This window comes from Salinispora mooreana (assembly GCF_000379065.1).
Taxonomy (GTDB): domain Bacteria; phylum Actinomycetota; class Actinomycetes; order Mycobacteriales; family Micromonosporaceae; genus Micromonospora; species Micromonospora mooreana.
On sequence record NZ_KB900614.1, the window covers coordinates 1461363 to 1486749 of the forward strand.

26 protein-coding genes and 4 pseudogenes are annotated in these 25387 nt (G+C 65.7%); 14 read left to right on the forward strand and 16 right to left on the reverse strand.

Annotation, left to right across the window (positions count from 1 at the left end; all coding sequences use genetic code 11):
* Positions 1-209 precede the first annotated feature (209 nt).
* Positions 210-389: pseudogene (locus SALPAC6_RS31380) on the reverse strand (hypothetical protein); the annotation flags it as partial.
* Between the two features lie 183 nt (positions 390-572).
* Between SALPAC6_RS31380 and SALPAC6_RS0106985 the strand changes: the two are divergent.
* Positions 573-1466, forward strand: a complete 894-nt coding sequence (locus tag SALPAC6_RS0106985) for an IS5 family transposase (RefSeq protein ID WP_026189385.1) — start codon at positions 573-575, stop codon at positions 1464-1466.
* Between the two features lie 25 nt (positions 1467-1491).
* Here the strand turns inward: SALPAC6_RS0106985 and SALPAC6_RS0106990 are convergent, their stop codons facing one another.
* Positions 1492-2160, reverse strand: coding sequence for a TetR/AcrR family transcriptional regulator (locus SALPAC6_RS0106990; protein WP_317888984.1), 669 nt, complete (start codon positions 2158-2160; stop codon positions 1492-1494).
* Between SALPAC6_RS0106990 and SALPAC6_RS27340 the strand changes: the two genes are divergently transcribed.
* Both SALPAC6_RS27340 and SALPAC6_RS30940 read left to right on the forward strand, forming a co-directional pair.
* Entirely contained in the window at positions 2108-2401 is a 294-nt protein-coding gene (locus tag SALPAC6_RS27340) for a hypothetical protein (protein ID WP_223874360.1), read from the forward strand. The two genes, SALPAC6_RS0106990 and SALPAC6_RS27340, sit on opposite strands and share 53 nt — an antisense overlap.
* Positions 2301-2519, forward strand: coding sequence for a hypothetical protein (locus tag SALPAC6_RS30940; RefSeq protein ID WP_018252710.1), 219 nt, complete (start codon positions 2301-2303; stop codon positions 2517-2519). Before SALPAC6_RS27340 ends, SALPAC6_RS30940 begins: the two co-directional genes overlap by 101 nt.
* Here SALPAC6_RS30940 and SALPAC6_RS0107000 read toward each other — a convergent pair.
* The gene (locus tag SALPAC6_RS0107000) at positions 2497-3027 is read right to left on the reverse strand and encodes a DoxX family protein (RefSeq protein ID WP_018252711.1); all 531 of its coding nucleotides are present in this window, start codon (positions 3025-3027) and stop codon (positions 2497-2499) included. The genes SALPAC6_RS30940 and SALPAC6_RS0107000 overlap by 23 nt on opposite strands.
* 572 nt (positions 3028-3599) lie before the next feature.
* Between SALPAC6_RS0107000 and SALPAC6_RS0107005 the strand changes: the two genes are divergently transcribed.
* Together SALPAC6_RS0107005 and SALPAC6_RS0107010 are read left to right on the forward strand one after the other, a co-directional pair.
* The gene (locus SALPAC6_RS0107005; RefSeq protein ID WP_026189386.1) at positions 3600-3938 is read left to right on the forward strand and encodes a nuclear transport factor 2 family protein; all 339 of its coding nucleotides are present in this window, start codon (positions 3600-3602) and stop codon (positions 3936-3938) included.
* A 7-nt stretch (positions 3939-3945) separates the two neighbouring features.
* Complete coding sequence (locus tag SALPAC6_RS0107010) at positions 3946-4644, forward strand: SDR family oxidoreductase (protein WP_026189387.1); 699 nt, start codon at positions 3946-3948, stop codon at positions 4642-4644.
* Positions 4645-4705: 61 nt separating this feature from the next.
* On the opposite strand, the gene SALPAC6_RS29970 is transcribed toward SALPAC6_RS0107010, so the two are convergent.
* Both SALPAC6_RS29970 and SALPAC6_RS29975 read right to left on the reverse strand, forming a co-directional pair.
* On the reverse strand, positions 4706-5161 hold the full coding sequence (locus SALPAC6_RS29970; RefSeq protein WP_223874361.1) for a hypothetical protein: 456 nt from the start codon (positions 5159-5161) through the stop codon (positions 4706-4708).
* Complete coding sequence (locus SALPAC6_RS29975) at positions 5158-5427, reverse strand: hypothetical protein (RefSeq protein WP_223874362.1); 270 nt, start codon at positions 5425-5427, stop codon at positions 5158-5160. The genes SALPAC6_RS29970 and SALPAC6_RS29975 overlap by 4 nt, the downstream gene beginning before the upstream one ends.
* Before the next feature lie 393 nt (positions 5428-5820).
* On the opposite strand from SALPAC6_RS29975, the gene vapB reads away from it, so the two are divergent.
* Positions 5821-6045 (forward strand): type II toxin-antitoxin system VapB family antitoxin, encoded by a 225-nt coding sequence (gene vapB / locus SALPAC6_RS0107025; RefSeq protein WP_018252715.1) that lies wholly within the window; start codon positions 5821-5823, stop codon positions 6043-6045.
* Positions 6042-6452, forward strand: coding sequence for a PIN domain nuclease (locus tag SALPAC6_RS0107030; RefSeq protein WP_223874363.1), 411 nt, complete (start codon positions 6042-6044; stop codon positions 6450-6452). Before vapB ends, SALPAC6_RS0107030 begins: the two co-directional genes overlap by 4 nt.
* Positions 6453-6704: 252 nt before the next feature.
* Here SALPAC6_RS0107030 and SALPAC6_RS0107035 read toward each other — a convergent pair.
* The 3 genes and pseudogenes from SALPAC6_RS0107035 to SALPAC6_RS30690 form a co-directional block, all read right to left on the reverse strand.
* Positions 6705-7070 (reverse strand): annotated as a pseudogene (locus SALPAC6_RS0107035) (transposase); the annotation flags it as partial.
* Between the two features lie 27 nt (positions 7071-7097).
* Positions 7098-8258, reverse strand: a complete 1161-nt coding sequence (locus tag SALPAC6_RS0107040) for an IS30 family transposase (protein ID WP_018253839.1) — start codon at positions 8256-8258, stop codon at positions 7098-7100.
* Positions 8203-8772, reverse strand: a complete 570-nt coding sequence (locus tag SALPAC6_RS30690) for a transposase (protein WP_450097618.1) — start codon at positions 8770-8772, stop codon at positions 8203-8205. The genes SALPAC6_RS0107040 and SALPAC6_RS30690 overlap by 56 nt, the downstream gene beginning before the upstream one ends.
* A gap of 318 nt (positions 8773-9090) precedes the next feature.
* On the opposite strand from SALPAC6_RS30690, the gene SALPAC6_RS31165 reads away from it, so the two are divergent.
* Both SALPAC6_RS31165 and SALPAC6_RS25455 read left to right on the forward strand, forming a co-directional pair.
* On the forward strand, positions 9091-9228 hold the full coding sequence (locus SALPAC6_RS31165; protein ID WP_018252720.1) for a hypothetical protein: 138 nt from the start codon (positions 9091-9093) through the stop codon (positions 9226-9228).
* 12 nt (positions 9229-9240) lie between these two features.
* Positions 9241-10362 (forward strand): site-specific integrase, encoded by a 1122-nt coding sequence (locus SALPAC6_RS25455; protein ID WP_018252721.1) that lies wholly within the window; start codon positions 9241-9243, stop codon positions 10360-10362.
* A gap of 7 nt (positions 10363-10369) precedes the next feature.
* Here the strand turns inward: SALPAC6_RS25455 and SALPAC6_RS0107055 are convergent, their stop codons facing one another.
* Both SALPAC6_RS0107055 and SALPAC6_RS0107070 read right to left on the reverse strand, forming a co-directional pair.
* The gene (locus tag SALPAC6_RS0107055) at positions 10370-11461 is read right to left on the reverse strand and encodes an IS630 family transposase (protein WP_223874424.1); all 1092 of its coding nucleotides are present in this window, start codon (positions 11459-11461) and stop codon (positions 10370-10372) included.
* A gap of 1761 nt (positions 11462-13222) precedes the next feature.
* Positions 13223-14314, reverse strand: a complete 1092-nt coding sequence (locus SALPAC6_RS0107070; RefSeq protein ID WP_026189388.1) for an IS630 family transposase — start codon at positions 14312-14314, stop codon at positions 13223-13225.
* A gap of 257 nt (positions 14315-14571) precedes the next feature.
* Here SALPAC6_RS0107070 and SALPAC6_RS0107075 point away from each other — a divergent pair, with 257 nt between their 5' ends.
* The 4 genes from SALPAC6_RS0107075 to SALPAC6_RS0107090 all read left to right on the forward strand — a co-directional run bounded on the left by SALPAC6_RS0107075 (position 14572) and on the right by SALPAC6_RS0107090 (position 19033).
* Positions 14572-15522, forward strand: a complete 951-nt coding sequence (locus tag SALPAC6_RS0107075) for an endonuclease/exonuclease/phosphatase family protein (RefSeq protein ID WP_026189389.1) — start codon at positions 14572-14574, stop codon at positions 15520-15522.
* A 627-nt stretch (positions 15523-16149) separates the two neighbouring features.
* Positions 16150-16992, forward strand: a complete 843-nt coding sequence (locus SALPAC6_RS0107080) for an IS5 family transposase (protein WP_018252727.1) — start codon at positions 16150-16152, stop codon at positions 16990-16992.
* Positions 16989-17402, forward strand: a complete 414-nt coding sequence (locus SALPAC6_RS0107085; protein WP_018252728.1) for a hypothetical protein — start codon at positions 16989-16991, stop codon at positions 17400-17402. Before SALPAC6_RS0107080 ends, SALPAC6_RS0107085 begins: the two co-directional genes overlap by 4 nt.
* A gap of 254 nt (positions 17403-17656) precedes the next feature.
* Positions 17657-19033, forward strand: a complete 1377-nt coding sequence (locus SALPAC6_RS0107090; RefSeq protein ID WP_397539899.1) for an MFS transporter — start codon at positions 17657-17659, stop codon at positions 19031-19033.
* Positions 19034-19226: 193 nt separating this feature from the next.
* Here SALPAC6_RS0107090 and SALPAC6_RS0107095 read toward each other — a convergent pair whose 3' ends face one another.
* The 6 genes and pseudogenes from SALPAC6_RS0107095 to SALPAC6_RS31170 form a co-directional block, all read right to left on the reverse strand.
* A complete protein-coding gene (locus SALPAC6_RS0107095; protein WP_026189391.1) occupies positions 19227-19688 on the reverse strand; it encodes a helix-turn-helix transcriptional regulator in 462 nt (153 codons plus the stop codon).
* 276 nt (positions 19689-19964) lie between these two features.
* Positions 19965-20120: pseudogene (locus SALPAC6_RS29985) on the reverse strand (VOC family protein); the annotation flags it as partial.
* Between the two features lie 10 nt (positions 20121-20130).
* Entirely contained in the window at positions 20131-20541 is a 411-nt protein-coding gene (locus tag SALPAC6_RS0107105; protein WP_018252732.1) for a VOC family protein, read from the reverse strand.
* Between the two features lie 349 nt (positions 20542-20890).
* Complete coding sequence (locus SALPAC6_RS30695) at positions 20891-21016, reverse strand: hypothetical protein (RefSeq protein ID WP_018252733.1); 126 nt, start codon at positions 21014-21016, stop codon at positions 20891-20893.
* Positions 21017-21116: 100 nt separating this feature from the next.
* Complete coding sequence (locus SALPAC6_RS25465; protein WP_109746852.1) at positions 21117-22253, reverse strand: transposase; 1137 nt, start codon at positions 22251-22253, stop codon at positions 21117-21119.
* Entirely contained in the window at positions 22244-22372 is a 129-nt protein-coding gene (locus SALPAC6_RS31170) for a transposase (RefSeq protein ID WP_018252735.1), read from the reverse strand. Before SALPAC6_RS31170 ends, SALPAC6_RS25465 begins: the two co-directional genes overlap by 10 nt.
* A 2094-nt stretch (positions 22373-24466) precedes the next feature.
* On the opposite strand from SALPAC6_RS31170, the pseudogene SALPAC6_RS31385 reads away from it, so the two are divergent.
* Positions 24467-25387, forward strand: a pseudogene (locus SALPAC6_RS31385) (IS982 family transposase).

Genomic DNA, 25387 nt, shown 5'->3' on the forward strand with positions numbered 1-25387 from the left:
GGCTTACCCAAACTGAGGCGAACGTCAAGGGACTGCACGGCCGAACTACCGATCAGCCATTCACAGAAGACGCCTAGACGAGTAAGCCCGAAGTCTGGCTAATGGTTGTAGGCGATCAGGGACCTGGTCACGGGTTGGCCGGTGGCCCGGTTGTGCCAGATCGCGGCGGTCATCGCGAGGAGGCGTTGCGCGACACGTGCCGTGACGCCTGGCACGAACCGCAGCCAACGGGCTTCGGAGCGCATGCCGAGCAGGGCCTGAGCCACGGCCAGGGTGAGCAGATCGGCGTCCGAGAGCCTGGGTGGCCGTCCGGGCCTACGCCGCCGTCCGAGCCAGTCATCGATCTTCACGTAAGGTGCCGTCAGGAGGGTGTTGAGGTCGGTCGTCACAAACCGGTCCCCAACACCCTTCGTCTATCTCCACCACCCAGGGTCGTTAGGACCTACTCGTCTAAGGCGTGTTTCATAAGTCTTGGTGGCCGGTGAAGGTCACGGCGTGTCGGTGATCGATTGCTGACGAGGTCTCCGGTAGACGGTTCAGCGACCAAGCTCGAACGTCATACCGGAGACCTCGTGGCTACCTTAGCGGTGACGAGGCGGCACGACCTTACCGACGCTCAGTGGCAGCAGCTCGCCGTACTGCTGCCGGCCGCGTCGGTGAAGGGTCGGCCGCCGAAGTGGGACAAACGGCAGCTCATTAACGGGATCAGGTGGCGGATCCGGATCGGGTCGCCCTGGCGTGACGTGCCGGCCGAGTACGGACCCTGGCAGACGATCTACGGCCTGTTCCGTCGCTGGCAGCGCGACGGCACCTGGGACAAGATCCTGGCCGCCTCGCAGGCCGCCGGCGATGCGCAAGGCCGGATCACCTGGCTGGTCAGCGTGGACTCGATGACCAGCCGCGCCCACCAACACGCCGCCGGCGCTCGTGCAGACGGCCACCTGCAAAAAGAGCCACCCGGTGGTGTGCACGACGAACCCGCCGATCACGCCCTCGGACGATCCCGCGGCGGTCTGAGTACCAAGACGCATCTGGCCTGTGAGCAGGGACAGAAGGTCCTGTCGATGGTCGTGACCGCCGGGCATCGTGGTGACAGTCCGCAGTTCATCCCGGTCCTGCGCCGTATCAAGGTGACCCGTCTCGGGGTGGGACGGCCCCGCACCAGCCCCGACCTCGTCCTGGCCGACAAGGCCTACACCAGCCACGGTAACCGCGTCTACCTACGCAAACGCGGCATCAAGGCATGCATCCCCAGCAAGAAAGACCAAGACGTCCACCGCAAAGCCAAGGGCAGCCGCGGCGGACGCCCACCGAAGTTCGACCCCGACCTCTACCGGATGCGACACGCCGTCGAGAACGGCATCGCCCGACTCAAGCGCCACCGCGGCGTAGCCACCCGTTACGACAAGTTGGCTGTCCGGTTCCAGGCCGTCCTGACCATCACCATCATCTGCGAATGGCTCTGACCGGACTTATGAAACACGCCTTAGGTCACCGAGGCAGCGCACCCCGGATCAGAGCGGCGAGACCGACGGCATAGACAGCCTCGGCATCGAGCCCCTCCAGCAGCGACTGGATCGCCCGCACCCGCGGTAACTCCGCCAACGGCGCCCGCCGCGCCAATTCCTCACGCCCGGCACGCACCACCGGATCTTTCGGATACACCGTCGCCAAATTGCCCATCGTGTAGTGCCACAGCGCGGTGTACACCGTCAGGGCTTCCCGCTCATCCAGACCGCCGACCGCAAGCGCCTCAAGGACAGCCTCGGTGAAAAGCAGCGCCCGCGGCGCAAACAGCTCGCCTTCACGCAGCACGTCCACCACCCATGGGAACCCGCCAAGATACTCACGGAGTGCGTCGAAGAGGCCGAACACCCGCTCAGCAGGCGGACCATCCGGCACCGTCACCGGCATCCCGGCCGCTACGTCGTCCAAGACCAGGACAAGCAGTTCACGTTTGTCCGACACATGCCGGTACAGCCCCATCGGTGAGCAACCCAGTTCTGCCGCCACCCGCCGCATCGACACTGCACCCACTCCGTGCAACTCGGCCAGGCGCCGCCCCGCCGCGACAATCACCGAACGATTCAACACCGACCGAGACTGCATGCCTCGACCATGCCAGGCCCACCCGGTCGGCTCCATACCCGCCCCTGACATCCCGTTCTGCTGCACGCACCCACCGTTCCCCGTCCCGGCCTGGACGGACCTCGACGCCCACCCGCCGGCGGCCGCCTTCGCCGGACAGGCGTGGCTGCCCCAGGTGTGGACGATCCTCACGGCGGTGGAGGCGATCGGACATGCCAGCCCTGACCTGGCCCGAGCAGCTCAGCAGCAGTGGGCGACCGCGCCAGCGGAACTGGACATGCGGCGCGGGCGCCGCAGCCGCGGTCTGGGGTGAGCAGCACCGGACGGTGGCCCAGCCGTCGGCGGGTTGGCTTGCCGAGCTCATCGCCGAACCGTTGGCCGGCTGTCCCATGATCGCCCCGGTCGTGATCAGCGTGGCGTCTCTCTCGTGATCGGTTGATCAGCCGTCAGCTCAGCCCCTCTCCTGGAGTGCAGCGGCGATGCGCCGCGCGTGGCCCACAGTGCCGCGCCGATGTAGAGAACCTGTTCGGGGATGCGCTGCCACAGCGGAGACGGCTGTCCGCCTGCGAACGGGACTTCAGCGACGGCCGCGTAGATGTTCCCAGGGAGTAGAACGACGAACAGCAACGCGAGGCAATATCCGGCAGCACGGCGAGTGCGGGTGATGATGAGGCCGAGTGCGCCGAGGACTTCCAGCACGCCGGTGAGGTAGACCACCAGGGATGGAAACGGCACCAGAGGCGGCACCATCGCCACCAGGTCGTCGTGGGTCGGCATGACGGTGACACCACCCGGCACGAAGTGGGCTGTGGCGGTCATGAACAGCATGATCGCTAGGGCGTGCGCAGCGGCCGAAGGCCAGGTCGCGAATCGGCGCACGCCCAGCACTCCGAGGCCGTACAGGACGGCCAGTGCGACAAGAAGAACGGGGGTTGCCATGGGGAGCTCCGAATCTAGTCACTGTCAAGTCCGGGCTCAGAGTAGCCCCGACGGGCAGTCTTGACAATGACTAGTTGCGCGCTGTGGCGTACGGCATTCCACTCTGGCCGGATTACGTCATGGGTTACATCGCCACACCCATCCGGCGCGGCTTCTGGATATCCACGCGGCACGAGGTTCCCCTCGGGATGTGGACACCGGGTCATGCCGCGATCAGACGCAGCGTAGTCAGTGCGAGGGTCTACTCGTAGTCGGCGGTGCTGAGGCAGTCGAGTGCGGAGTGGCTGCGTCGGTGGTTGTCCGGGCTTCATGCGCCCGGAGTTCCCCGCCTGCCGGGAGGTTCCCGGTGACCGTCTCACCATCGCTGAGGTAGGTTCTGGCCACATGCTCTACGGCGAGTGTCCGCAGGCGGTCAGCACCCTGCTCTCGGTACTTCCTCCGCGACCACTCACCCGAACACCCGGTGTCCCGGCGTTGCCCTGGGGCCTAGCCAAGGGCCACCTGGGATGTTGGCGGACTTCCTCTGGAAGCATCTGGCATGTCCCTGAGGAAGGACAGACGCAGCAACGGAAGTGGTAATCGCTATGAACGAGCCCAGCACGATCGTCGAACGTCAGCTTGACGCCTACAACACCCATGACCTCGAAGCCTTTGTCAACACCTATGCGGTCGACGTGAGGATCGACCGCCGCGACGGATCGCAGATCATCGGGCGGGAAGCCCTCCGTGACGCGTACGCCGATCAGTTCTCCGAAGGACGGTGCCGCGCGGAGATTGCGGCCCGTATGGCGGAAGGTGACTGGGTGATCGACCATGAGATGGCACACGGGCTGGCCGATGAGCCTATCCGTGTGCTGGTGGCGTACCGGGTGCGGGCCGGCCTCATCGACCGCGTCCACTTCTTCGGCTGACGGAGTCCTGATGAGCAGATATGTGATTACCGGGGCCACCGGCGGCATCGGCGGAGCCGTCGCGGAACTGCTGCATGAGGAGGGGCATCACCTGGTCTTGGTGGGTAGCCACCGCGGGCGTCTCGACGCAGCGGCCGGGCGATTGGGCGGATGCGAGACCCTTGTTCTCGATTTGCTGGACGTGGAGGGCATCGCCGCTCACGGATCCCCCCTGGCCACCGGAGACCGCCCCATCGACGGTCTCGTGCACAGCGCGGGTCTGGCCCAGCTGGGCGCCATCGCCGACTCCGATGCCGAAAGTTGGATGGAACAGTACAAAGTCAACGTGGCAGGCCCGGCTGAGCTCACCCGCTGTCTGTTGCCTGCGCTCCGGACTGCTCGCGGTCAGGTGGTCTTCGTCAACTCCGGTCAGGGCCTTCGCACCAGCCCCGGGTGGGGCGCATACTCCGCGAGCAAACACGCGGCCCGCGCGCTCGCGCAGGCGTTGCGCGCGGAGGAGGGCCCGCACGGGATTCGCGTGACGAGCGTCTACCCCGGCAGGACAGCCACCGAGATGCAGCAGGCCATACGTCGACAGGAGGGCGCCCAGTACGTGGCGGACGCGTACATCCAGCCGCGCAGCGTGGCCCGGACCGTGCTGGCAGCGCTCATGTCGCCCCGTGACATGGAGGTCGCCGACGTGTCCGTAACCGTTCCTGGCGCGTGACGTGAGACAGCAGCCCACCGCTGGGACCCTGCGGGTGCCGAAAATCCCGTCCGCGCGCTGGTCAGGCGGCGTTCTCGTATTCGTGGAGGAGCCCACCGAGTCGGTCGCATCGACGAACGTTTAGGTGTGTGTCAGCGGTGGCGCCGAGGATGCGGACCTGGCGGGTGGCGTGGTCGATGACCGCCAGGATGCACCGGCGGGTGCCGGTCAGTGTCGTGGTGTCGAAGAAATCGGCGGCGATGATGGCGTGTGCCTGGGAGCGCAGGAATGTCGCCCAGGTGGTGGCGGTGCGCTGGGTGCCGGGTCGATGCCGGCCTGCTGCAGGATCTCCCAGACGGTGGAGGCGGCGACCTTCACAACCCAGGACGAGGAGTTCGCCGTGGATGCGGCGGTATCCCCAGTTGGGTGTTTTCGCGGGCCAGGCGTAGCACCATCCGGCGGATTGACCGCACGGTTCGTGGCCGGCCGGCCCGCTGAGGTCGGGAGATCTTGGCGTGCCGGCGGGCGATCTGGTCACGGTGCCAGTGCAGCACGGTCTCCGGGCGGACCAGCAGCCGCCGGTCGCGCAGGACGTCGCGGGGGAGCCGGTGGTAGCAGAGCGGCCAGCCAGGCGCGGTCAGCCCGGGTGAACCGCACCCGTTCGCCGTGCAGCTGCCGTTCGAGGACCATGACCTGGTGGCGGAGCGCGAGGATCTCGGCATCCTTGTCCCGGTCGCTCATCGGCAGCAGCCGCAGGAGCGCGAGTGCGTTGGTCACACCGAGATAGGCCAGTCGAAGCAGCACAACAGGACATCTTTCGCGCACCGTTGAACGTCGATTACCCCGCCACGTTCGGTCGAGCGGGGTCACGGCTACAGCCGAGTTCTGATCTCAGCGATCAAGAAGGTCGTGACCAGGACGGACGAGATTTTCGGCACCCGCAGGGTCAAGATCACGCGTAAAATGGTCGGGCGAGCGAGGCGTCCGATGCCGATTCCGATCGGTTTGTGCCGATCAAGTACCGGACATCCGAGCACCAACGGAGCACCATCACGGCAGGCGACCGTGGGCTCGTGCCAGCCGCGGCAGCTCAACCCGTCCGTAGACCAACGAGGCATGTGCGGCAGCCGCTCCGGATCCGCGTTCGCGTCATCGCCGGCATGATATCGTGATATCGCCGCTCAAGGGAGGTGCTAGATGCCCAACATCCTCGTCCGTGATCTCAGTCAACAAGCCGTGGACCGCATCGACGCCACAGCCGCCAGCCTCGGGCTGTCCCGCAACGAGTACCTACGCCGCAAGTTCGAGGAGAACATCAGCCCTGCCAGCGACCGGACGGTCACCACCGAGGATTGGCAACGGTCCGCAGAGGCCTTCGCCGACCTCGCCGACCCTACGGTGATGGAGGCCGCGTGGCGATGACGAGCTGGCTGATCGACAAGTCCGGGTACGTACGCCTTCAACTTGGTCAAACGGCGAACCGCGACGAGTGGAGCTCGCGCATCAGCCGAGGCCTCGTTCGGCTCTCCACCATCACGCGCCTCGAACTCGGCTACTCGGCGCGCTCCGGAGAAGTGGGACGCCGACAGTTCGCTGCCCCACCGCTGTCACTGATGCCGGTCGAACACCTCACACCCGCAATCGAGGACCGGGCGTTGGAAGTGCAGATGCTGCTCGCCGACCGCGGCCAACACCGTGCCCCGTCAATCCCCGACCTGCTGATCGCCGCAACCGCCGAAAAGACCGGACTGACCGTCTTGGCCGTCGACAAGGATTTCGACCTCATCGCCACGGTCACCGGCCAGCCGATCGAAACCCTGCCCAGTTGAGCCGCATCCGCAAAAATCAAAGCCAGCGCCCGCAAGAACCGACCCGACCGCAGACCCGCCACGAGCGCCCCACCCCGGCGAGACCGAAAACAGGTGCTCCGGCCTCGGCCAAGCGGAAGCCGACGGCAAACATCCAGGTCACGAACCGGCCACCTCGCGGCAACGCGGTTCCCACAGCCGCTCCTCCACGAATACGAGAACGCCGCATGACCAGCGCGGACGGGATTTTTCGGCACCCGCAACGTTGACATTAACGGATGTCAGCGACAGGGACATGCTGGCGCCCCCCTTGTAGGACACGAACCGCGTCGCCGCCCGGATCAGGTGCACCACGCAGGTTTGCACGGTGGTGTGCGGCCACACGGCCTCGATCGCCTCGGGTAGGCCGGTCAGGCCGTCGCAGCAGGCGATGAGGACATCTCGTACGCCTCGGTTACGCAGTTCGGTGCAGACCTGCATCCAGAACTTGGCGCCCTCGGTCTGCTGGACCCAGATCCCGAGGACGTGTTTGACCCCGTCGACGCCGACACCGACGACCAGATAGCAGGCCTTGTTGCGCACCGTGCCGCCGTCGCGGACCTTCACCATCAGCGCGTCGACGTAGGCGATCGGGTACACCTGGCGGTTTCTATCAGTGGTTGCGAATCACCTGGTCAATGGGCCTGTGAGGCATTCTCGCATGACCTCGGCTGGGGTCCTGTCGCCAAGGACGAGTCGGGGGCGCTGGTTGAGCTGACGTGCGACCTCACGGAGGTGTCGTGCAGTGTGGATGGACAGGTTGGTGCCTTTGGGAAAGTACTGCCGCAGTAGGCCGTTGGTGTTCTCGTTCGTGCCGCGCTGCCAGGGTGAGTGTGGGTCACAGAAGTAGATCCGAAACCCGGTCAGCGCCTCGATGTCCTCGTGCAGGGTCAGCTCACGGCCCTGATCCCAGGTCAGCGTCCGCCGCAACTGGGGCGGGATGTGCGCGGTCTGCGTGATGAGCGCGTCGCGGACCTGCGGGGCCTTCCAGCCGTGCGGCAGGTGGATCAGGTGCACGTAGCGTGTCGTGCGCTCGACGAGGGTGCCGATCGCAGAGCCCTGGCCGCGACCGATGATCAGGTCCCCTTCCCAATGCCCGGGGATAGCACGGTCGTTGACCTCGATGGGCCGCTCGTGGATGAGCGTCATGTTCTTGATCTTGTTGGGTGTGGGGACACCACGGCGCTGCTTCTTGCGGCGGGTGCGGCCGGTGCGGAGCTTGGCCTCGCGGCAGCCGAGGAGGCCGGCGAACAGGGCCCGGTAGATCGTCTCCGGACAGGCCCGCATCGCCAGGTCATTCGCGTACTCGCGGGCCAGGTAACGCGCGATCTGCTGTGGCGACCACTTTTCGGTGAGCTTCTCGCGCACGAGTGTCCGCAGCGGCTCGCTGCCGCGGATCTTCTCCTCCTTGGGACGGCGGCGCCGCAGCAGGGACTGGTTGTGGGCCCACCAGGGGTGGTAGCTGCCGTCCGGCTTCGCGTTGCGCTTGAGCTCGCGGTAGACGGTCTGAAAGCTCTTCCCGATCGACGCGGCGATCTCCTTGACGGTCTGCTTGGCCTGGAGTCCGTCGGCGATCGCGATGCGGTCGTTCTGAGTCAGCAAGCGCGGCGATACCGGGCCGGCGTCGGGGACGATCATGCTTCCAGCATCGATGAACCAGTTCGAACCACAGCTGGCGGAGACCCCCACCACCCGAGCCGCCGCCGCACCCTTGTAGCCCTCCCTGAGTAACTCAAAGTACCGCTTCTTCACCGAGCTCGGCATCTTGTTGGGGGCGTACTTCGGCATCCGAACGCTCTCCTTCCGGGGCGTTCGCAATCACCGATAGAAACCGCCCCTCGTCCAGGGGGCGGGTCTGCCAAGCCTTCACCTCGTCGAGGACCTCGTCGGTGATGGTGGAGATGGTGTCCGGACCGACCTCGGTGCCGTACACCCGGTGCAGGTGATGCGAGATATCGCGCACCGTCATCCCACCGGCGTACAAGGAGATCACCACGTCCGAGAGCCCACCGAGGCGGCGGGTGTTCTTCGGCAGCAGCACCGGGGTAAACGTTCCCGCCCGATCCCTCGGCACCCGCACCTCGACAGGTCCGACCTCGGTCTGCACCGTCTTCGGCGTGTGCCCGTTACGCGAGTTCCCCGAACCCTTACCCGTCGGATCATGCGCCGCGTAGCCCAGATGCTCGGTCAACTCCGCCCGCAACCCCCGCTCCAGCACGGCTTTGACCAACTCCGACAAGAATCCACCCGGCCCCGTCAACCGCAGCCCGTCGCCCTTGATCTGCGCCAGAACGGCGTCCATCACCTGCTCGTCGACCAGGTCCGCGACCGCCTTCCGCGCGGCCTGCTTTGCCGCCTGCTCGTCGAGCACCGGGGCGGCCAGAGGCAGCCTCGGCGCATCCGTGAGGGCCTGTTCCCGCAGCCCACGCACCTCGCCGTCGTCAATCGGGAGGTCCTGCCTCTGCGGGTTGATCATCGACATCGTCACCACACTTGTCCTATCTGTGTCGACCGACTCCTACCAGCCATAACGGATATTCATCTCAATCCGTTACACAGATCTCCCTACAAGCCCGCGGCATGGCTCGATAGCCGGACCAGGATCCGACCCACAACCCGTTTGCATTACACCCGCGATGTCGACAACGTTCTCATCCCTCACCTCGGCTGCTACCGGCTGGCCGACCTCGACGCCCGACTCCTGCGTACCGTCTTCGACCAGATCGCCGCCACCACCAACAGCAAGGGCCGACCGTAATCGGCGTCGGCGATGCAGCACCTGCGTACCACCCTGCGTGCCGCGCTCAACCTCGCCGTCCGTGAAGGATTGATCGACGGTAACCCGGCTCGGCACATCGAGGTCAGCGGCTACCAGCAACCCCACGCGAAGGTGTGGACCGGTACCCGCGTCGAACAGTGGGAACGCACGGGCGACCGGCCACCGGTGGCGGTCTGGACCGCCGAGCAACTCGCCGAGTTCCTCGGCGCCGTCGGCGACGACTCGTTGTTCGCGTTCTGGTGGCTCACCGCTCTACGCGGCCTCCGCCGCGGTGAGACATGCGGACTGCGATGGCTCGACATCGACCTCGATTACGGTGTGCTCACTATCGAACGTAGCCGCACCACCGCCGGCTACGCCGTGGTCGAAGGTGCCCCGAAGACCCCCGCTGGCCGCCGCGCTGTCGCCTTGGACAAACACACCGTCGCGGTTCTGCGCGCGCATCGCCGCCGTCAACTCGACGACAAGGCTAAGGCCGCCGCAGACGGCACACCGTGGACCGACACTGGATACGTGTTCACCCGGACCGACGGGCTACCGATCAATCCGAATTACGCCACGACCCGGTTCCGGAAACTCGTCCAACGCGCCGGGCTACCACCAGTCAGGTTGCACGACCTGCGCCACGGCGCTGCGTCTCTCGCGCACGAGGCCGGCGCTGACCTGAAGACTCTGCAAGATCTCCTTGGCCACTCCAGCATCGTGATCACCGCCGACACCTACACCAGCGTCCTGCCCGAGGTGCAACGGCACTGCGCCGACGCCACCGCCCACCTCGTCCTCGCCGCCGCCCGCCGCACCCGTAAGAAGATTAAGCACATGGCGAGGAAGAATCGCCCCGCTCGCCGACCGAAATCAGGTGCTCCGACCCCAGCCGCCTCAGGCGTGGCGTCGCAGGCGCAGGTCAGGACCGTCAAAGGTGAGAAGAACCCGCCGTCAGGGCTGGCACCCACATCGCACCCACGTGACACCCACCATCCACACAGGCCACACAGCACAAAGGGCCTGATCCGCGTTTCCGCAGCTCAGACCCTTCACGATCTTGCGCGCCCGAAGGGATTCGAACCCCTAACCTTCTGTTACCGGACGCGACGATCCCCAGCTTGTAGCTAGTGCCTCGTCATGCAGCCTTGAACGGGTAATCCGGGTGGCGGATCTTGGAGTTGGTCGCGAAACCGGTCTTCGGTTGGGCGCGTTGGTTGCGCCAGCGGATGTAGGTGCCGATCGCGGTGTCCTGCTCTGTGTGGGTGCGGTGGTCGGTGCCGCCCAGGGCGAAGTAGCGCACGGCGGCGAACTCGGCTTCGATCCAGTTCAGCCAGGACGCGTACGTCGGTAGGAACACCAACTCGACGTGGTTGGTGGCGCACCAGGCGCGGACCTCGGGGTGTTTGTGTGGGGAGAAGTTGTCGCAGATCAGGTACAGCTTCTGGTCGGGCCGGCGGGCGCGTAGGGTCGTCAGGAAGGTCAGGAACTCGCGCCAGCGTTTACGGTCACGGATGCGGTAGTGCAGCCTTCCGGTGGCCAGGTCGAGGGCGGCGATCATGTGCCGTACGCCCTGGTCGCGGTGGTAGGTAGCGCGTAGTCGCACGGGGTGCCCCTGGGGTCGCCAGGCCCGGCCGGGGCGGGGTTGCAGGTTCAGCGGTCCGAACTCGTCGACGCACCGCACACGCCCGCCCGGCGGGGGATGGTCGTAGAGGTGAAGGATCCGGCGCATCTTGGTGGTGAAGTCGGGGTCGGTGCTGGCTTTCCAGGTCTTGGTGGCCTGCCATGACACGCCACGTTCGTGCAGGACACGGCGCACGGTCTCGACGCTGATCGTGGTGACGTAGCCGGTGGCGGTGAGGTAGTCGCGCAGTTTGGCCAGGGACCAGCCCGAGAGTGGCTGGCCGAGGAAACGGGGGTCACACCGGGCGATGACGCAGATCCAGTCGCGGGTCTGCTCATCGATCCGTCTCGGTGCGCCCCCGCTCCATTTTGGGTTCAGCGCGTCGAACCCCCGCTCGTTGAACGCGTGGATCACATCGCGGACGTAGTCCTCGCTGGCCCTGAGTAGGTGAGCGATGTCCGGCGCCGGCTGGCCTTGAGCCGACATCAGCACCACGATCGCCCGCCGCAGCTTCACCGGATCCTTTGCCGTCCGGCTGATCTGCTGCAACCGCTGGCCCTCGGCCATCGACACCTGCCGGACGAACACTTCCGGCCTTCTACCCACCGGCCACCACCTCCCACACGAGCACTGGGAGACAGTTTGCCTGATCCATCCTCAGAACCGACGCATTACCCGATCAACGTTCAAAGACGAGGCACTAGCCATCAGATCTTGGCGTTGAGCTGCACAAACGCCGCCATCCGATGATCAACGTTTGTCGCCGATAGTCAGCCCTGTGCAGGGGTTTTCGGGGGGTAAACGGGGGCCGGCAACCTGGCGCGGCGGCGCGGCGAACCATTCCTCCAGAGTTGGCCGCCCTCCTGCGAGGGTGATACGGTTCGGTCCGGCGCAAGTAGCGTGAGGCAGGATGTCACTCCCCGGCTTGAGTGAAGCGATCCGCCGCAGGGTTAGATTACCCATGCTTCCTAATTCGGTAGTCGAGTGGGTTCGTGCGCTTCCTAGTTCCGACCGGCCGGGCGGTGGGGAGTGGGGTTTACCATGGCAGGAAACTGGCTGCGGAACGAGCTTGTATACCGTCGACACCCGTACACTCGCGAGCCAGCCAGCACCGCGAAACCGTCAATCCGATCTGCATTGGACCAGCTGGGAGGGCAGGAGAAAGATGCTCTGATTCGTGCTCTCCGGACCGCGCCAGCACGGTTCCTGACCTCTCGCCTTGGCGAAGCGTGCCCGAAGCACGTTATGCAGGCAGTCTTCCCGGATGCAGTCAACACGGCGCAGCAGGAACTCGAGGCCGCCCTGCTCCTCGCAGCTAGCCGTGCAGTGGACCACTTGCATTGCTATCCACCAGCGAGCCTGCGTGAGGCTCCCATCTTTCGCTCCATATCGCCGGGGACCAATTACTCGGCAACCGAAGTGACTCTGACCGAGCGAGCTTTGGGGCCACTCCTATTCCAGCTCTGGCCCTATGCCGCATCGGGCGAAGTAGTCCACGGTGTGCCCGGCCTACGGCTTCACAAACACCGGCGATGCGTGGAACTGTCACTTGTTCAGTGCGATACACAAGCATCGGTAATTATCAAAGATGTCAATAGTTGCACTTGGAAGGCAGCTCTCGCTTACGTCGATGCCGAATTCGGCGGGTGGCGCGGTCGCATCGACTGCCGCGCACAGGATCAGCCTCGCCTTACACGGGAGGAGGTTGGGCATCTCCGCGCCTTCCCTAGGGTTGACTACCCAGCTACCGGAAGTGCCCTCTTCCGGCGGCATCTCGCCCTCGATCGACCGTACTGGTTCCGAGTCTGGACCGCCGATGGCGCCTGGAAGGTGGAGCGGCCGTCGGACGTGGAGGCGTCAGCCGATGCCCTCGTCTTCCTCAACCCGGTCTTCGGCCTCAAGACGGCGATCCAGACGGAACTAGTCGGCTCATATGCGTACCTCGCTGAGCAAACACGATCATCAGCCGCCAACAGCGACGGAATCCGCGTTCAGCTCCGACGTCGAGAACCTCCTGGTGAACTCGACAGGTCGATGGTTCCGCGGCTATCCGGCAACGATCCGTGGTCGGCGTGGTCAGCCATCAAGATGTCGTCCCGGCCGGGCAGTGCGTCTTGAACGGCCCCGACGACAGCGATGTCGAGTGGCACATCCTCCTTGACCGTCTGTACCGGACCGAATGGCACCACCGCACTCTAGCCAACCAGGTCCTGAGCGACCATGACAACACTCATTCGGGCGCCGCGCGCTGGTGCAACGTCGAAAGCTGTCGGCTGGCAGCCGCCTACCTCCATCGATGACCCACCCAACTCGACGCGCACATGTCGGCAGCGACCTCCCAGGCCGGATCGGTGCTCACCACCTGGCCTAGTGTCCCGCGCCAGGAATTCGTTGAAGATATGAGGTGAGCCGGTCGAGGATCTCGTCGGCGGTCTTGGTCCAGATGAACGGTTTGGGGTCGTCGTTCCATACTGCGGTCCAGGCGCGTAGGTCGTTCTCCAGAGCCCGTAGGGAGGTGTGCGCGGCGCGGCGTAGTCGTTTGTCGGTCAGCAGCCCGAACCACCGTTCGACCTGGTTGAGCCAGGACGAGTAGGTGGGGGTGAAGTGCATGTGGAACCGGGGATGCGCGGCGAGCCAACGCTTCACGGTGGGGTGCTTGTGGGTGCTGTAGTTGTCGCAGATCAGGTGTACGTCGAGGTCGGCGGGGACTTCGGTGTCCAGCTTCGCCAGGAACTTCTTGAACTCCACAGCCCGATGTCGGCGATGCACTGAGGTGATCACCTGGCCGGTGGCCACGTCGAGCGCGGCGAACAGGGTGGTGATGCCGTGCCGGACGTNGTCGTGGGTGCGCCGCTCNGGNAGGCCGGGCATCATCGGCAGCACCGGCGCCGATCTGTCGAGGGCCTGAATCTGGGACTTCTCGTCCACGCACAGCACCAGCGCACGCTCCGGCGGGTCCAGATACAGCCCGACCACGTCACGGACCTTGTCGATGAACTGCGGGTCGTTCGACAGCTTGAACGTCTCTACCCGGTGGGGCTGAAGGCCGAAGGCCTTCCAGATCCGGCCCACCGTCGAGCGCGACAGCCCGGACTCGGCCGCCATCGACGCCCGCGACCAGTGCGTGGCGTCGGTCGGTGTGCGCTCCAAGGTAGCGGCCACGACCTGCTCGACCTGCTCATCACCGATCGTGCGTGGTGCGCCCGGCCGGGGCTNGTCAACCAGGCCCTCCAACCGGCGGGCCACGAACCGGTTACGCCACTTGCCCACCGTCTGCGGCCAGATCCCCAGCTCCGCGGCAACATCCTGATTGGACTTGCCTTCCGCGCAGCCCAACACGATCCGACACCGCTGAGCCAGGGCCTGCGACGACGTGGCCCGCCGTGACCAACGCACCAACGTCGCGCGTTCCTCATCGGTCAACGTCACCACGGCCACCGGCCGACCTCTACGCGCCACCCACCAATCCTACAGTTATTCAACGAATTTCTGGCGCGGGACACTAGCACGGCGCCGACACTATCCTCGCCGCGACCGGCTCGGGACTAACCGGAGGGACTGTAAAGCGAACGGCCCTGTCTCAGGGACAGCGGGCTTCGGCCCATAAAGTACGATGAGCGCTCACTTCCCGCACGATCGCTTCGAGGTAAAGCCCCCAAGGAGTCAGATTGTCCAACCTCAAGAAATCACTAGTCTCAGCATTTTTGGCGGGCACCGTGGCCGCTGGCTTCGCCCTGGCGCCTAGCGCGTCCGCTGTCGCCAGCACGACCACTACGTACAACACTTGGCAGTGGAACGTCGCCGGTAACACAATGCACCACGGCTCGACGACCGACGGCATGGTGAGTGGCGCCGTCTCGTCGATCGTCAACCGCAGCGCGGACTTTGTCGCCTTCAATGAGCTGTGCTGGGGCCAGTACAAGGCGATTCAGGCCGGGCTAAAATCAGCCGGCTGGCCCGTGGACACGACGAACTACTCCCGGTTCGCGACGAGCCGTGGCCCAACGGCCGGCATCTGCAACGGCAATGAGGACTTCGGCAACGCGATCTTCAGCCGGCAGCCGCTGGGATTCGCGCGCAAGTTCACCCTGCCGTCCGACGGCTCCAACGAGCGGCGCACCCTACTCTGCGACAACCTTGTCAGCGCGCCCCGGGTCCGCTTCTGTACCACCCACATCACGACCAGCGGTGCCGCCGGCTCGAACGGGCTGCCCAACAATGTCAACCAGTTGAACTACGTGCTGGATCAGATGGAGACCTACTACGCTGCCGGTGACACCGTAATCATTGCCGGCGATTTCAACGCCCAGCCGCACTACGGCCGTCTCAACAATTGGTACTCCACCACCTTGAACACCGTGAACAACGGCGGCAACAAGGGGCACTATCGGGAACTCGACGACAATGACAGCGGCAACTGCATTGGCTATGGTGAGTGGACAGCGACCGGCACCCCCGGTGCCACGCCGCCCTGCGCAAGCTCTAAGCCGTTGGCCAAGATCGACCTGACGTTCGTGCGGGAGGACAAGATCGTCGGTGGGTACCGCGGTGACTCGCTCAGCATCTCGACCAGCTGTACCGGCATCCCGGCGACCCCCAACTACCCGGCGGGCTCCTGCTCCGACCACCGGATCACGATCGGCACGGTGACTGTTGTGACGAACTGAGGGTTCCTATTCGAGATCGCGATGGTTCTGCTGCCCCAGCGGATCCGATGGCTGCGCGCTCGCGGCTCCGATCAGTGGTACTGGACAAGACCAAGTACCGCGACAACACCTACCGACAGATTCTCCTGACCACCGATGTCTTGACCGAAACGGGCCGGGCCGACTTCAGGTCACCGGTGTCATCGACGACCAGGACGCCGTCGGGGTCGCCGAGCCGGTCGACGACGACACGGCGTACGTCGTCGCGGACCGCGTCGGCATGCCCTGACCAGCCTTCCTGCTGGTCAGGGCACCACTTTGAGCCGCCTGACGGGATCGAACCGTCGACCTACGCTCCTCGAACCCTGTGGTCCCGGCATCGTCATCGATCGTCAGAATCTAGCGTTGAGCTGCACAAACAACCTGGCAAGACGATCATCACTTGTCGTCACTGGTCGACCGTTGGCAGGGGTTTTCGGGGGGTAAACGGGGGCCGTTCCCCAGGGCTGCGGAGAGTCGCAGCGATGTGGCAGATTGCCGGAGTGCTGAGAGGGTGGTTCGGTAGCTTTCGTCCCTTAGAGGTTTGGGTTGGCATGTGAATGTGAGCCGTAGTCGTAACCGGGGAGGCCCGGCCGCGTTGGGCTGATCATGAATGGACGTGCGGCGTATCCGAGTGACCTGACCGATGATCAGTGGGCGGTGGTCGGGCCGTTTCTGCAGGCGTGGAAGGACCGGCATCCGTCGGTGTCGGGGCATCAGGGCCGCTACGAGTTGCGGGAGATCGTGAACGCGATCTTCTACCAGAACCGGACCGGGTGTCAGTGGGCNTACCTGCCACACGACCTGCCGCCGAAGTCGGCCACCTACTACTACTTCGCCCTGTGGCGTGATGATGGCACCGACCAGGTGATCCACGATCTGCTGCGCTGTCAGGCGCGGGAGCGGGCCGGCCGCCGGGAGGATCCGACCGCGGTGGCGCTGGACACCCAGTCGATCCGGGCGGCCAACCACGTCCCGGCCGCCACGACCGGCAAGGACGCGGCGAAGAAGGTCCCGGGGCGCAAGCGAGGCCTCGCGGTCGACGCCCTCGGGTTGATCATCGCGGTGGTGGTCACCGCCGCGTCGGTCACCGACAACACGATCGGTGTGAAACTGCTGGACAACGTGGTAGCGCACNCCCCGACGGTTACCAAGGCGTGGGTCGATGCCGGGTTCAAAGACGACGTGCAGATCCACGGCGCCATCCGAAATATCGACGTCGAGCAGGTCCTTCGGTCCGACACGACGGCCGGGTTCGTGCCGGTGAAACGCCGGTGGGTGGTGGAGCAGACCCACGGCACCCTGATGCTGCACCGCCGCCTGGTCCGCGAGTACGAGAGCCGACCCGCCTCCGCGGTGTCCCGCACCTGGTGGGCCTCCACAGCGAACCTCATCCGCCGGCTCACCGGCACCGCCACCACGTCCTGGCGCGACACAGGCCAGCAGCGGTGACCCCGCCGTCGCTACTGACCCTGCTCACCGAACGCGAAACCGCCGCCGGCCTCACCGTCGAACGGCTCCGCGCCCAAATCGCCACCCTCAACGAACAGCTCACCACGGCCGAGACCGAAGTCACCGAACTCGCCATCACCCGCAAAACGCTCCTGAGCCTCGGCGACCCACTCGACGCGGCACCACCCGCTGACCCGACCATCGCCAGCCCCGCCTACCAACAGATCCTCACCGTGTTCCACACCGCCACCACACCGATGCGCGCCAAGGACATCTGCCAGGCCCTGGGCACCGGCACCACCGCGAAGGACACCGAGAACCTCCGCGCCAAGCTCAAACGCCTCGTCACCCGCCAGATCCTCACCGAACCCGAGGCCGGACTGTTCACCCTGACCCCACCGTCGACGTAACCCCGACCACCAAGGCCCCTAATGAGCGGTCAAACCCAGTCCGGACATACGCTTCCGAACCACCCTCTCAGGCCAGGATCGCTCCTTTCCACACTGCCAAGCTCACCGCAGATCGTTAGTGGGTACATGACCGTTCTCGTAGCCTGCCCGGCGGCCCTGTCGTGACCGATAAGCATCAGCAGGAGGAGCAGCCACTTCGGACGGGATCGGGTCGTCCGGTGCCGCGGAAGCCGGTAGTCGTGGTGAGCACGTTGATGACTTTCATCACGGGGCTCAACATCGCCCTGGTGGTGATCGCGATGCCGACGATCCGTACCACGCTCGGGTTGGATTCGAGCACCCAACAGTGGCTGGTCTCGGCGTTCTACCTGGCGATTGGCCTGGTGCTGGTGCCCGCGGGTCGATTCGGTGACGTACACGGCCGGCGCAACATCTTCGTGGCCGGCGTGACGGCGTTCGTCGTGGCGAGCGGAGCCGCGGCTCTCGCATCGCATGAGGCGTGGCTGATCGCCGCCCGCCTGGTACAGGGCATGGGCGTCGGGCTGGCACTCGCCCAGGTGTTCGGAACCATTCAACGAATGTTTACCGCCCGGGAGCGGGGGCTACCGTTCGGAGCGGTCTCCGCGGGGATCAACGTCGCCCGGGTAGTCGGTCCGGTGCTCGGCGGCGGACTGGTCGCGGTCGGGGGCGCCGAGTGGGGCTGGCGGTGGGCTTTCCTGGTCAATGTGCCGGTCGGGATCGTCATCGCGATCCTCGGGTGGCGGTTCTTCCCGGTCGCGGAGCGGGCCCACCGGCCACGGATGGACCTGGTGGGGGCCGTCCTGTTGATCGTCGGGCTGGGCTTGGTCTGGCTGACCCAGGGTGAACAGTTGCCGGAGTGGTTGACCTGGACGCTCCTAGCCACAGGGGTGGCGGTACTGGTGGGGTTCGTGCGCTGGGAAAAGCGATACGCCCGCCGCGGTGTGCCGATGTTCGACATGAGGCTGTTCCGGTTCCGGTCGTTCTCGGCGGGAATAGTCATCGCCGTCTTCTACACCGCTGGCTACGACGGCATCTACTACCTCATGTCGGAATATCTACAACACGGGCTCGGGCATGACGAGTTGGTGACCGGTGTCGCGCTCACCCCACTGGCGCTGGGCGCCGCCATCAGTTCGGTGATCGCCGGCTCCAAGGCGGGGCGGCTGGGCCGACCACTGGTGGTATCGGGGCTGCTTCTCGCAGCGGCCGGGCTCATCGCACTGCTCGTCGCCGACGTCTTTCTCCCCGGCCCGGACTCCCCGCACGCGGCCACCCTGCCGCTGCTCCTGGCCGGGTTGGGCGGCGGACTGATCACCTCGGGGGTGGCCGGTGGCTTGGTGATCGCCCCGAACCTGACCGTAGCCCTCTCCCCCGTGCCGCGGACCGAGGGCGGAAGTGCTGGCGGCATGCTCGAGACCGGGCAGGCCTTCGGTGGCGGTCTGGGCGTTGGCCTCGTCGGCACGGTTCTCTTCGCGAGCCTGGACCGGACCGGCGACTGGCTGACCGCCTTCCGCATGCCAATTCTGGTCATCGTCGGGCTCTTCGCCATCGCGCTGACGGCGGCCCTGTTCAATCTCTTCTCGCCCGACCGGTCCGTTCCGTCCGCATGACCAACCAGACCTGGATCTCCCGCACCGCGCCGGCTCCGCCGGCCAGGCGCAGCGAGTCGGTGGTGCCAGCGTCCAGCCACCGCTCGACCGGAGGCCGGCAAACAAGGACTTCCAGCCGACCGATGGCTACGCGGCCGAAGTCTGGCTGGCGGAGAGCAGACAGCGCTCAGGCCGGGCTCGGGTCGTCCCGGTCTCAGGCCGGCTGCCGCTCCCCCGCCCCTGTCTGTCGACTCCGCACCGGCCGAGTCACCTGCCTCGACACGCACGACGGCATGCCCGCCGTCGCCCCCGACGCCACCCGTCGGTAGGTGCTGGGAGGCACGCCCACAAGTTCGGTGAACCGCATACTGAATGTCCCCAGCGAGGAGGACCCGACCGCGAAACAGACCTCCGTCACGGTCATGTCGCCCCGTCGCAGCAGCGCCATCGCCCGCTCCACCCGCCGGGTCATCAGGTAGGCGTACGGCGACTCACCGTAGGCGAGGCGAAATTCACGACTGAGATGCCCGGCTGACATGTTCACCCCGCGGGCTAACGCCGGCACGTCCAGCGGCTGCGCGTACTCCCGGTCGATGCGGTCCCGTACCTGCCGCAGCCGCGCGAGATGGCGCAGGCGGAATCGGACATCGTCCGGGTTCGGTTGCCGAGCACGCACGCAGGTATTCTGCAGAGCCTCCACGGCCCCGTCCAGCCGTTCGCCGCCGACTCGCCGGTACGGTTCGGGTACGCCGGATGATACTGGACAGTGTGGCGCCGCCACGCACAGTCGGAAGCGCCTCGCTGTCCCGAACGAATGCCGCCTTTGAGCGGCGACGCGCATCCGCTGCCAGCTCCGGCAGCCGGCTGACCGGCACGCTCGACGAGTCCGTCGGCCACACCTCGGGGCGGCGGACTCGTGTCCGCGGTGGCTGGCATGGTCGAGTCCCGACCACTACCCGGAGCTCACCCGCCACAAAAAGCCGCCCGGATCGGTGACGTAGCCGGCGTAGACTCCCGACCCGGATTTCGCGGCCGTGGCCACGACCCGGCCACCGGCAGCGATCACTACCGACAAAAGGGAGTCGATCTCGTCCGGCGAGGGGCTTTCCGTGCGGAGCTCAACCCGCCTGCTGGATCCGGATCAGGTTGCCGGCCGGATCACGGAAGGCGCAGTCCCGGACCCCGTAGTCCTGATCGATCGGCTCCTGCACCACCTCGGCTCCGCTGGCCTGCACCCGCTCGAACACCTCGTCGAGGTCGGAGGCGGCAAGAAGGACGCCGGCGTACGTACCCTTCGCCATCATCTCCTCGATCGTGCGCCGCTCGTCGTCGGTGATCCCGGGATCGGCCGCCGGTGGTTGGAGCACGATCGAGGTCTGCGGCTGGCCGACCGGGCCCACCGTGACCCACCGCATCCCGTCGTAACCGACATCGTTTCGAATCTCGAAGCCCAGGACCTCCCGGTAGAAGGTAATCGATGCGTCCGCATTCTCGTGTGGCAGAAAGCTCGAGTGAATGGTGATGTTCATAGCGCTACGCTAACGGCCGCCCAAACCCCGAGGCTTCTTGATTCCTGATCCATTCTCCCTGGTAACCGGCGAGCCGACCACCCCAGCTACCCGACCGGTCCAGATGGTCGGCACCCCGAAGTACAACGTGCCGGCAACTACCGGATACGGGCCAAGGCCCCTCGCTTGGGTAGCTGTCCCAGCCCGCCAAATATTTGATCTTGATGTCGGGGTCGGGAAGGTGAAACGGCGCCCTCATCCACCACCCCGCACCCGACTGCGATACGTCGATGTCACTGCTTTCTGCGATGCCTTCTGTCGTGGGACTGTGGCGTTTTCCGTGTTTGGCCGTTGGGTGTGATCGAGGTTGTTAGATGGTGATCCGGTCGCCGTAGGCGAGGATCAGGGCGTTGAGGGCCTTGGCCCAACCGTAGACCCGGCCGGTGATGCTCCCACTCTTGCGTTTCTGTTGGACGACGAGGTAGAGGACCTTCATCGCGGCCTGCTCGGACTCCGCTGGCGAATTGTGTTGATTATGCGGTGGCGAGTGTGGCCAGGTGGGACCCGCGGGTGCGGCCCAGCGGTTTGCCGGCCAGTCAGGCGTCCATGCGGGTGAGGTTGACCGCGGTGGCGATGAGGATGTTCTGCACGCGGGTTTTGGCGTGTCCGTTGTAGCGGCATCTTCGTAGACCGAAGGCGCGTACGGCTTGGGAGATCGTGCCCTCGATACCTGATCTGGTCGCGTAGCGTCTGTGCCAGTGCTCGGTTTGCTGGTCTGCACGCAGCGAACGGAGTAGTTCATGCTGCTCGCGGGGTCGCAGGGTGATGGTGCGGGCGGCGGTCTTGGCGCGTGTGCAGCGGGAGCGCACCGGGCAGGGTGTGCAGTCGGTCATGCTGAAGGTGAACATCACGCGGGGTTTGCCGTGCCGGTCGAGCGCAGCGCCTGACCAGATGTTGCGGTGTCCCTGTGGGCAGGCGGCGGTCAGAGTGTCCCAGTCGACGGCGAACGCGTCGGTGTCGAAGGCGTCGGGGTTCTTGCTCTGCCACTGGTTTCCGTGGCCGACCGGACCGGTCAACTCGATGTCGTATCGATCCCGCGCGTCGAGGATCGCGTCGGCGGTGACGTAGGCGGAGTCGGCCAAGTGCTCGGCCGGGGCCAGGCCGCGCTTGGTCAGGGACTCATGCACGCGTGCGGTGGTGTCGATGTCGGCCTCGGTGGCCGGCACGGTGTCCACGTAGGTGATCAAGTGCGGGAGGTCATCGTCGCAGGTCTCACAGATCTGGACCTTGTAACCGTTCCAGCTGGTGCCCCGTTTGACGCTGTAGCGTGCGTCGAGGTCATACGGTGAGGTGATCGCGATCGCGCCGGGTGGACGGCCATGGTTTTCGCGCGTGCGCCAGTGCACGCCGTCAGAGTCGCGGTAGTACTGCTGGACCCAGATCGCCCACAGCCTGTCCACCGCCGGTAGCGACTTGACGAACACCGGCGCGTCGGCACGCCCTGCCCGTTCCAGCACCATGACACCATCGGCGCCGACGCGCAGGGCGAGTTCGAGACGTTCGGATTCGGCCTTGGGCAGCCGGTAGGCGTCAACCCGCGGACCGTAACGGGTGAACCAGTCGCCGGGTGCTACGGAGCGCAGCCAGTCCGGGGCGGTTGCGGCGATGGCCTCCAGCGCCCCGCGTAGCGTCTCACCGACTAAGGCGTGTTTCATAAGTCCGGTCAGAGCCATTCGCAGATGATGGTGATGGTCAGGACGGCCTGGAACCGGACAGCCAACTTGTCGTAGCGGGTGGCTACGCCGCGGTGGCGCTTGAGTCGGGCGATGCCGTTCTCGACGGCGTGTCGCATCCGGTAGAGGTCGGGGTCGAACTTCGGTGGGCGTCCGCCGCGGCTGCCCTTGGCTTTGCGGTGGACGTCTTGGGTCTTTTCTTGGCTGGGGATGGATGCCTTGAATGCCGCGTTTGCGTAGGTAGACGCGGTTACCCGTGGCTTGTGTAGGGCCTTGTCGGCCAGGCCGAGGTCGGGGTGGTGCGGGGCCGTCCCCCACCCCGAGAGAGGGTCACCTTCGAATACGGCGGCAGGACCGGGATGAACTGCGGACTGTCACCACGATGCCCCGGCTGTCACTGACCATCGACAGGACCTTCTGTCCCTGCTCGCACAGGCCAGGATGCGGTCTTGGTTACTTCAGACTCGCCGCCGGGATCGTCCGAGGGAGGTGTCTGGCGGGTTCGTCGTTTGCAACATCCACCGGCGTGGCTCTTTTGCAGGTTGGCGTCTGCACGATTCGCCGGCGGACGTTTTGTGGGCGCCGGCTGGTCATCTGAGTCCACGCTGACCAGCCATCGAGTGATCGGCACTTGCGCATCGCCGGCGGCCCTGCGAGGCGGCCCAGGATCTATGTCCACAGGTGCCCGTCCGCGCTAGCCAGCGGACGGAACAGGCCGGTAGATCGTCTGCCAGGGTCCGTACTCGGCCGGCACGTCACCGCCAGGGCGACCCGATCCGGATCCGTCCACCTTGATCCGGTTAATGAGCTGCCGTTTGTCCCACTTCGGCGGCCGACCCTTCAACGACGCGGCCGGGCAGCAGTACGGCGAGCTTGCTGCCACTGAGCGTCGGTAGGGTCGTTGGCGCCTCGTCACCGCTAAGGTAGCCACGAGGTCTTCCGGTATGACGTTCGAGCTTGGTCGCTGAACCGTCCTACCGGAGACCTTCGTCAGCAATCGATCACCGACCACGCCGTGACCTTCACCGGCAACTAAGACTTATGAAACACGCCTTAGCTCGAGGCGTTCCAGGCTGCTGCGGATTGCGCCAAGCACATGGTCGAGTCGGTACGTTGCTCGTCACCCGCAGTGAGCAGGTCCACTGCCTTGAGCCGGTCGTGCATCGAGTGTTAGATGGTGATCTCCGGTCGCCGTAGGCGAGATCAGGGCGTTGAGGGACCTTGGCCCAAACGTAGACCACGGCCGGTGATGCTCCCACTCTTGCTTTTCTGTTGGACGTCCGAGGAAGAGGACCTTCATCGCGACCCTGCTCGGAACTCACGCTGGCGCATTTGTTGATCAGCCGGTGGCGAGTGTGGCCAGAAGACCCGCGGGGTCGGCCCAGCGTTTGCCGGCGATTCAGGCGTCCATGCGGGGTGAGGTTGAACCGGCGGTGGCGAGAGGATGTCTGCACTCGGGTTATGGCGGGCCGTTGTAGCGCGCATCCGCAGAGCAAAGGCGCGGTACGGCTTGGAGATCGTGCCCTCGCTACCCGCGATCTGGTCGCGTAGCGTCTGTGCCAGTGGCTCGGTTTGCTGGGCGCTGCACGCAGCGAACGGAGTAGTTTCATGCTGCTCGCGGGGTCGCATGGTGTGGCGTGCGGCGGTCTTGGCGCTGTGCAGCGGAAGCGCACCGGCAAGGGTGGCATCCCGGTCTGCTGAAAGTGACCATCACGCGGGGTTGCCTTGCCGCGAGCGCAGCGCCTGACCAGATGTGCGGTGCCCCTGTGGGCAGCGGCGTCAGAGTGTCCCGTTCGACGGCGTTCGCGTCGGTGTCGAGGCGTCCGGGGTCTTGCTCTGCCAACTGGTTTCTCGTGGTCCGACCGGACCGGTCAACTCGATGTCGTATCGGGGCTCGCGCCAGAGCCGGATCACGGCCGGGTAGCGTCGCCGAACTCGGCCGAGTCTCGGCCCGGGGCCATTGGCGCGCTGCAGGGCCGCGACGGTGGGGGCGGTGTAGATGTCGCCTCGATGGCCGGGAGGTGTCCTCGTATGTGGAGTCCATGCGGTGGTGCTCGTCGCAGGTCTTCGCGGATCGAGCATGTAACCGTTGCAGCTGGTGCCCCCGTGCCTGAGCGGCCTAGACGATCTATTCCAAGGGGTACGGGGACAGCGAAGAGAGGCGAGGGCGTCCATGATCGACGTTGCTGAGCAACGATGACCATGGAGGCCACGTGCACGTCGATCGGGACACCCCTCGCCACCGCACTGTACGTGAAGATCGACGACGTGTTGAAGTCGTCGCCCCAGCTCACCCGCTGGCGAACCCGCAATCGGGATCGCCCCGAAGATCACCCGACGCCGAACTGATCACCCTGTCGGTGTTGCAAGCCCTGCTCGGCTACCACAGGAAGCCGCTGGAATTCCGTCACGGCCCGCATGAACCTGACCCACCTGTTCCCCTACATCCCGAAACAGCCCGGTACAACAAGCGGCTGCGGACACTCGGCACGCAGATCACCCCCACTGATCCGGTTCTGGCCCTGGACACCGACCTGTGGCAGCACCCGGTGCGCATCGCCGACTCCACCCCGGTGGAGTGCGGACGCTCCCGCGAGACCGTCAAACGCTCTGATCTGGCCGGGGTGGCCACCTACGGCTACTGCGCCTCGCACTCACGTCGCTTCCTGGGCCTGCTCTGCAACCTGGTCACCACCGTGCACGGACTGCCCGTGGCATTCGCCCTGGCCACCCGCCAAGACCGACGAACGCGAAGCACTCATGGACCTGTTCGACCTGGACACCGGCCTGTTGACCCATCCCGACGGGCTGACCCTGGTCGTGGACAAGGGCTACCGCGACGCTGCCACCGAACGACAGCTGACCGAACGCGGGCGTCACCATTGATCCGCCCCGCCTACCGCACCGAGAAGCCACGCCCCGGACGGCCTCTGCTGCGCGCTGTGCGGCAGAACATCGAGTCCGTCAACCAGACCCTCAAAGGTCAACTCGACCTCGAAAGACACGGCGGCCGTACCGCCACCGGCGTACTCGTACGCGTCGCACAACGCATCCTCGCGATGACCGCCGCGATCTGGCACAACTGGACCACCGGCCAACCCGTCATGCGCTCCCTCATCGCGTACGACCACTGA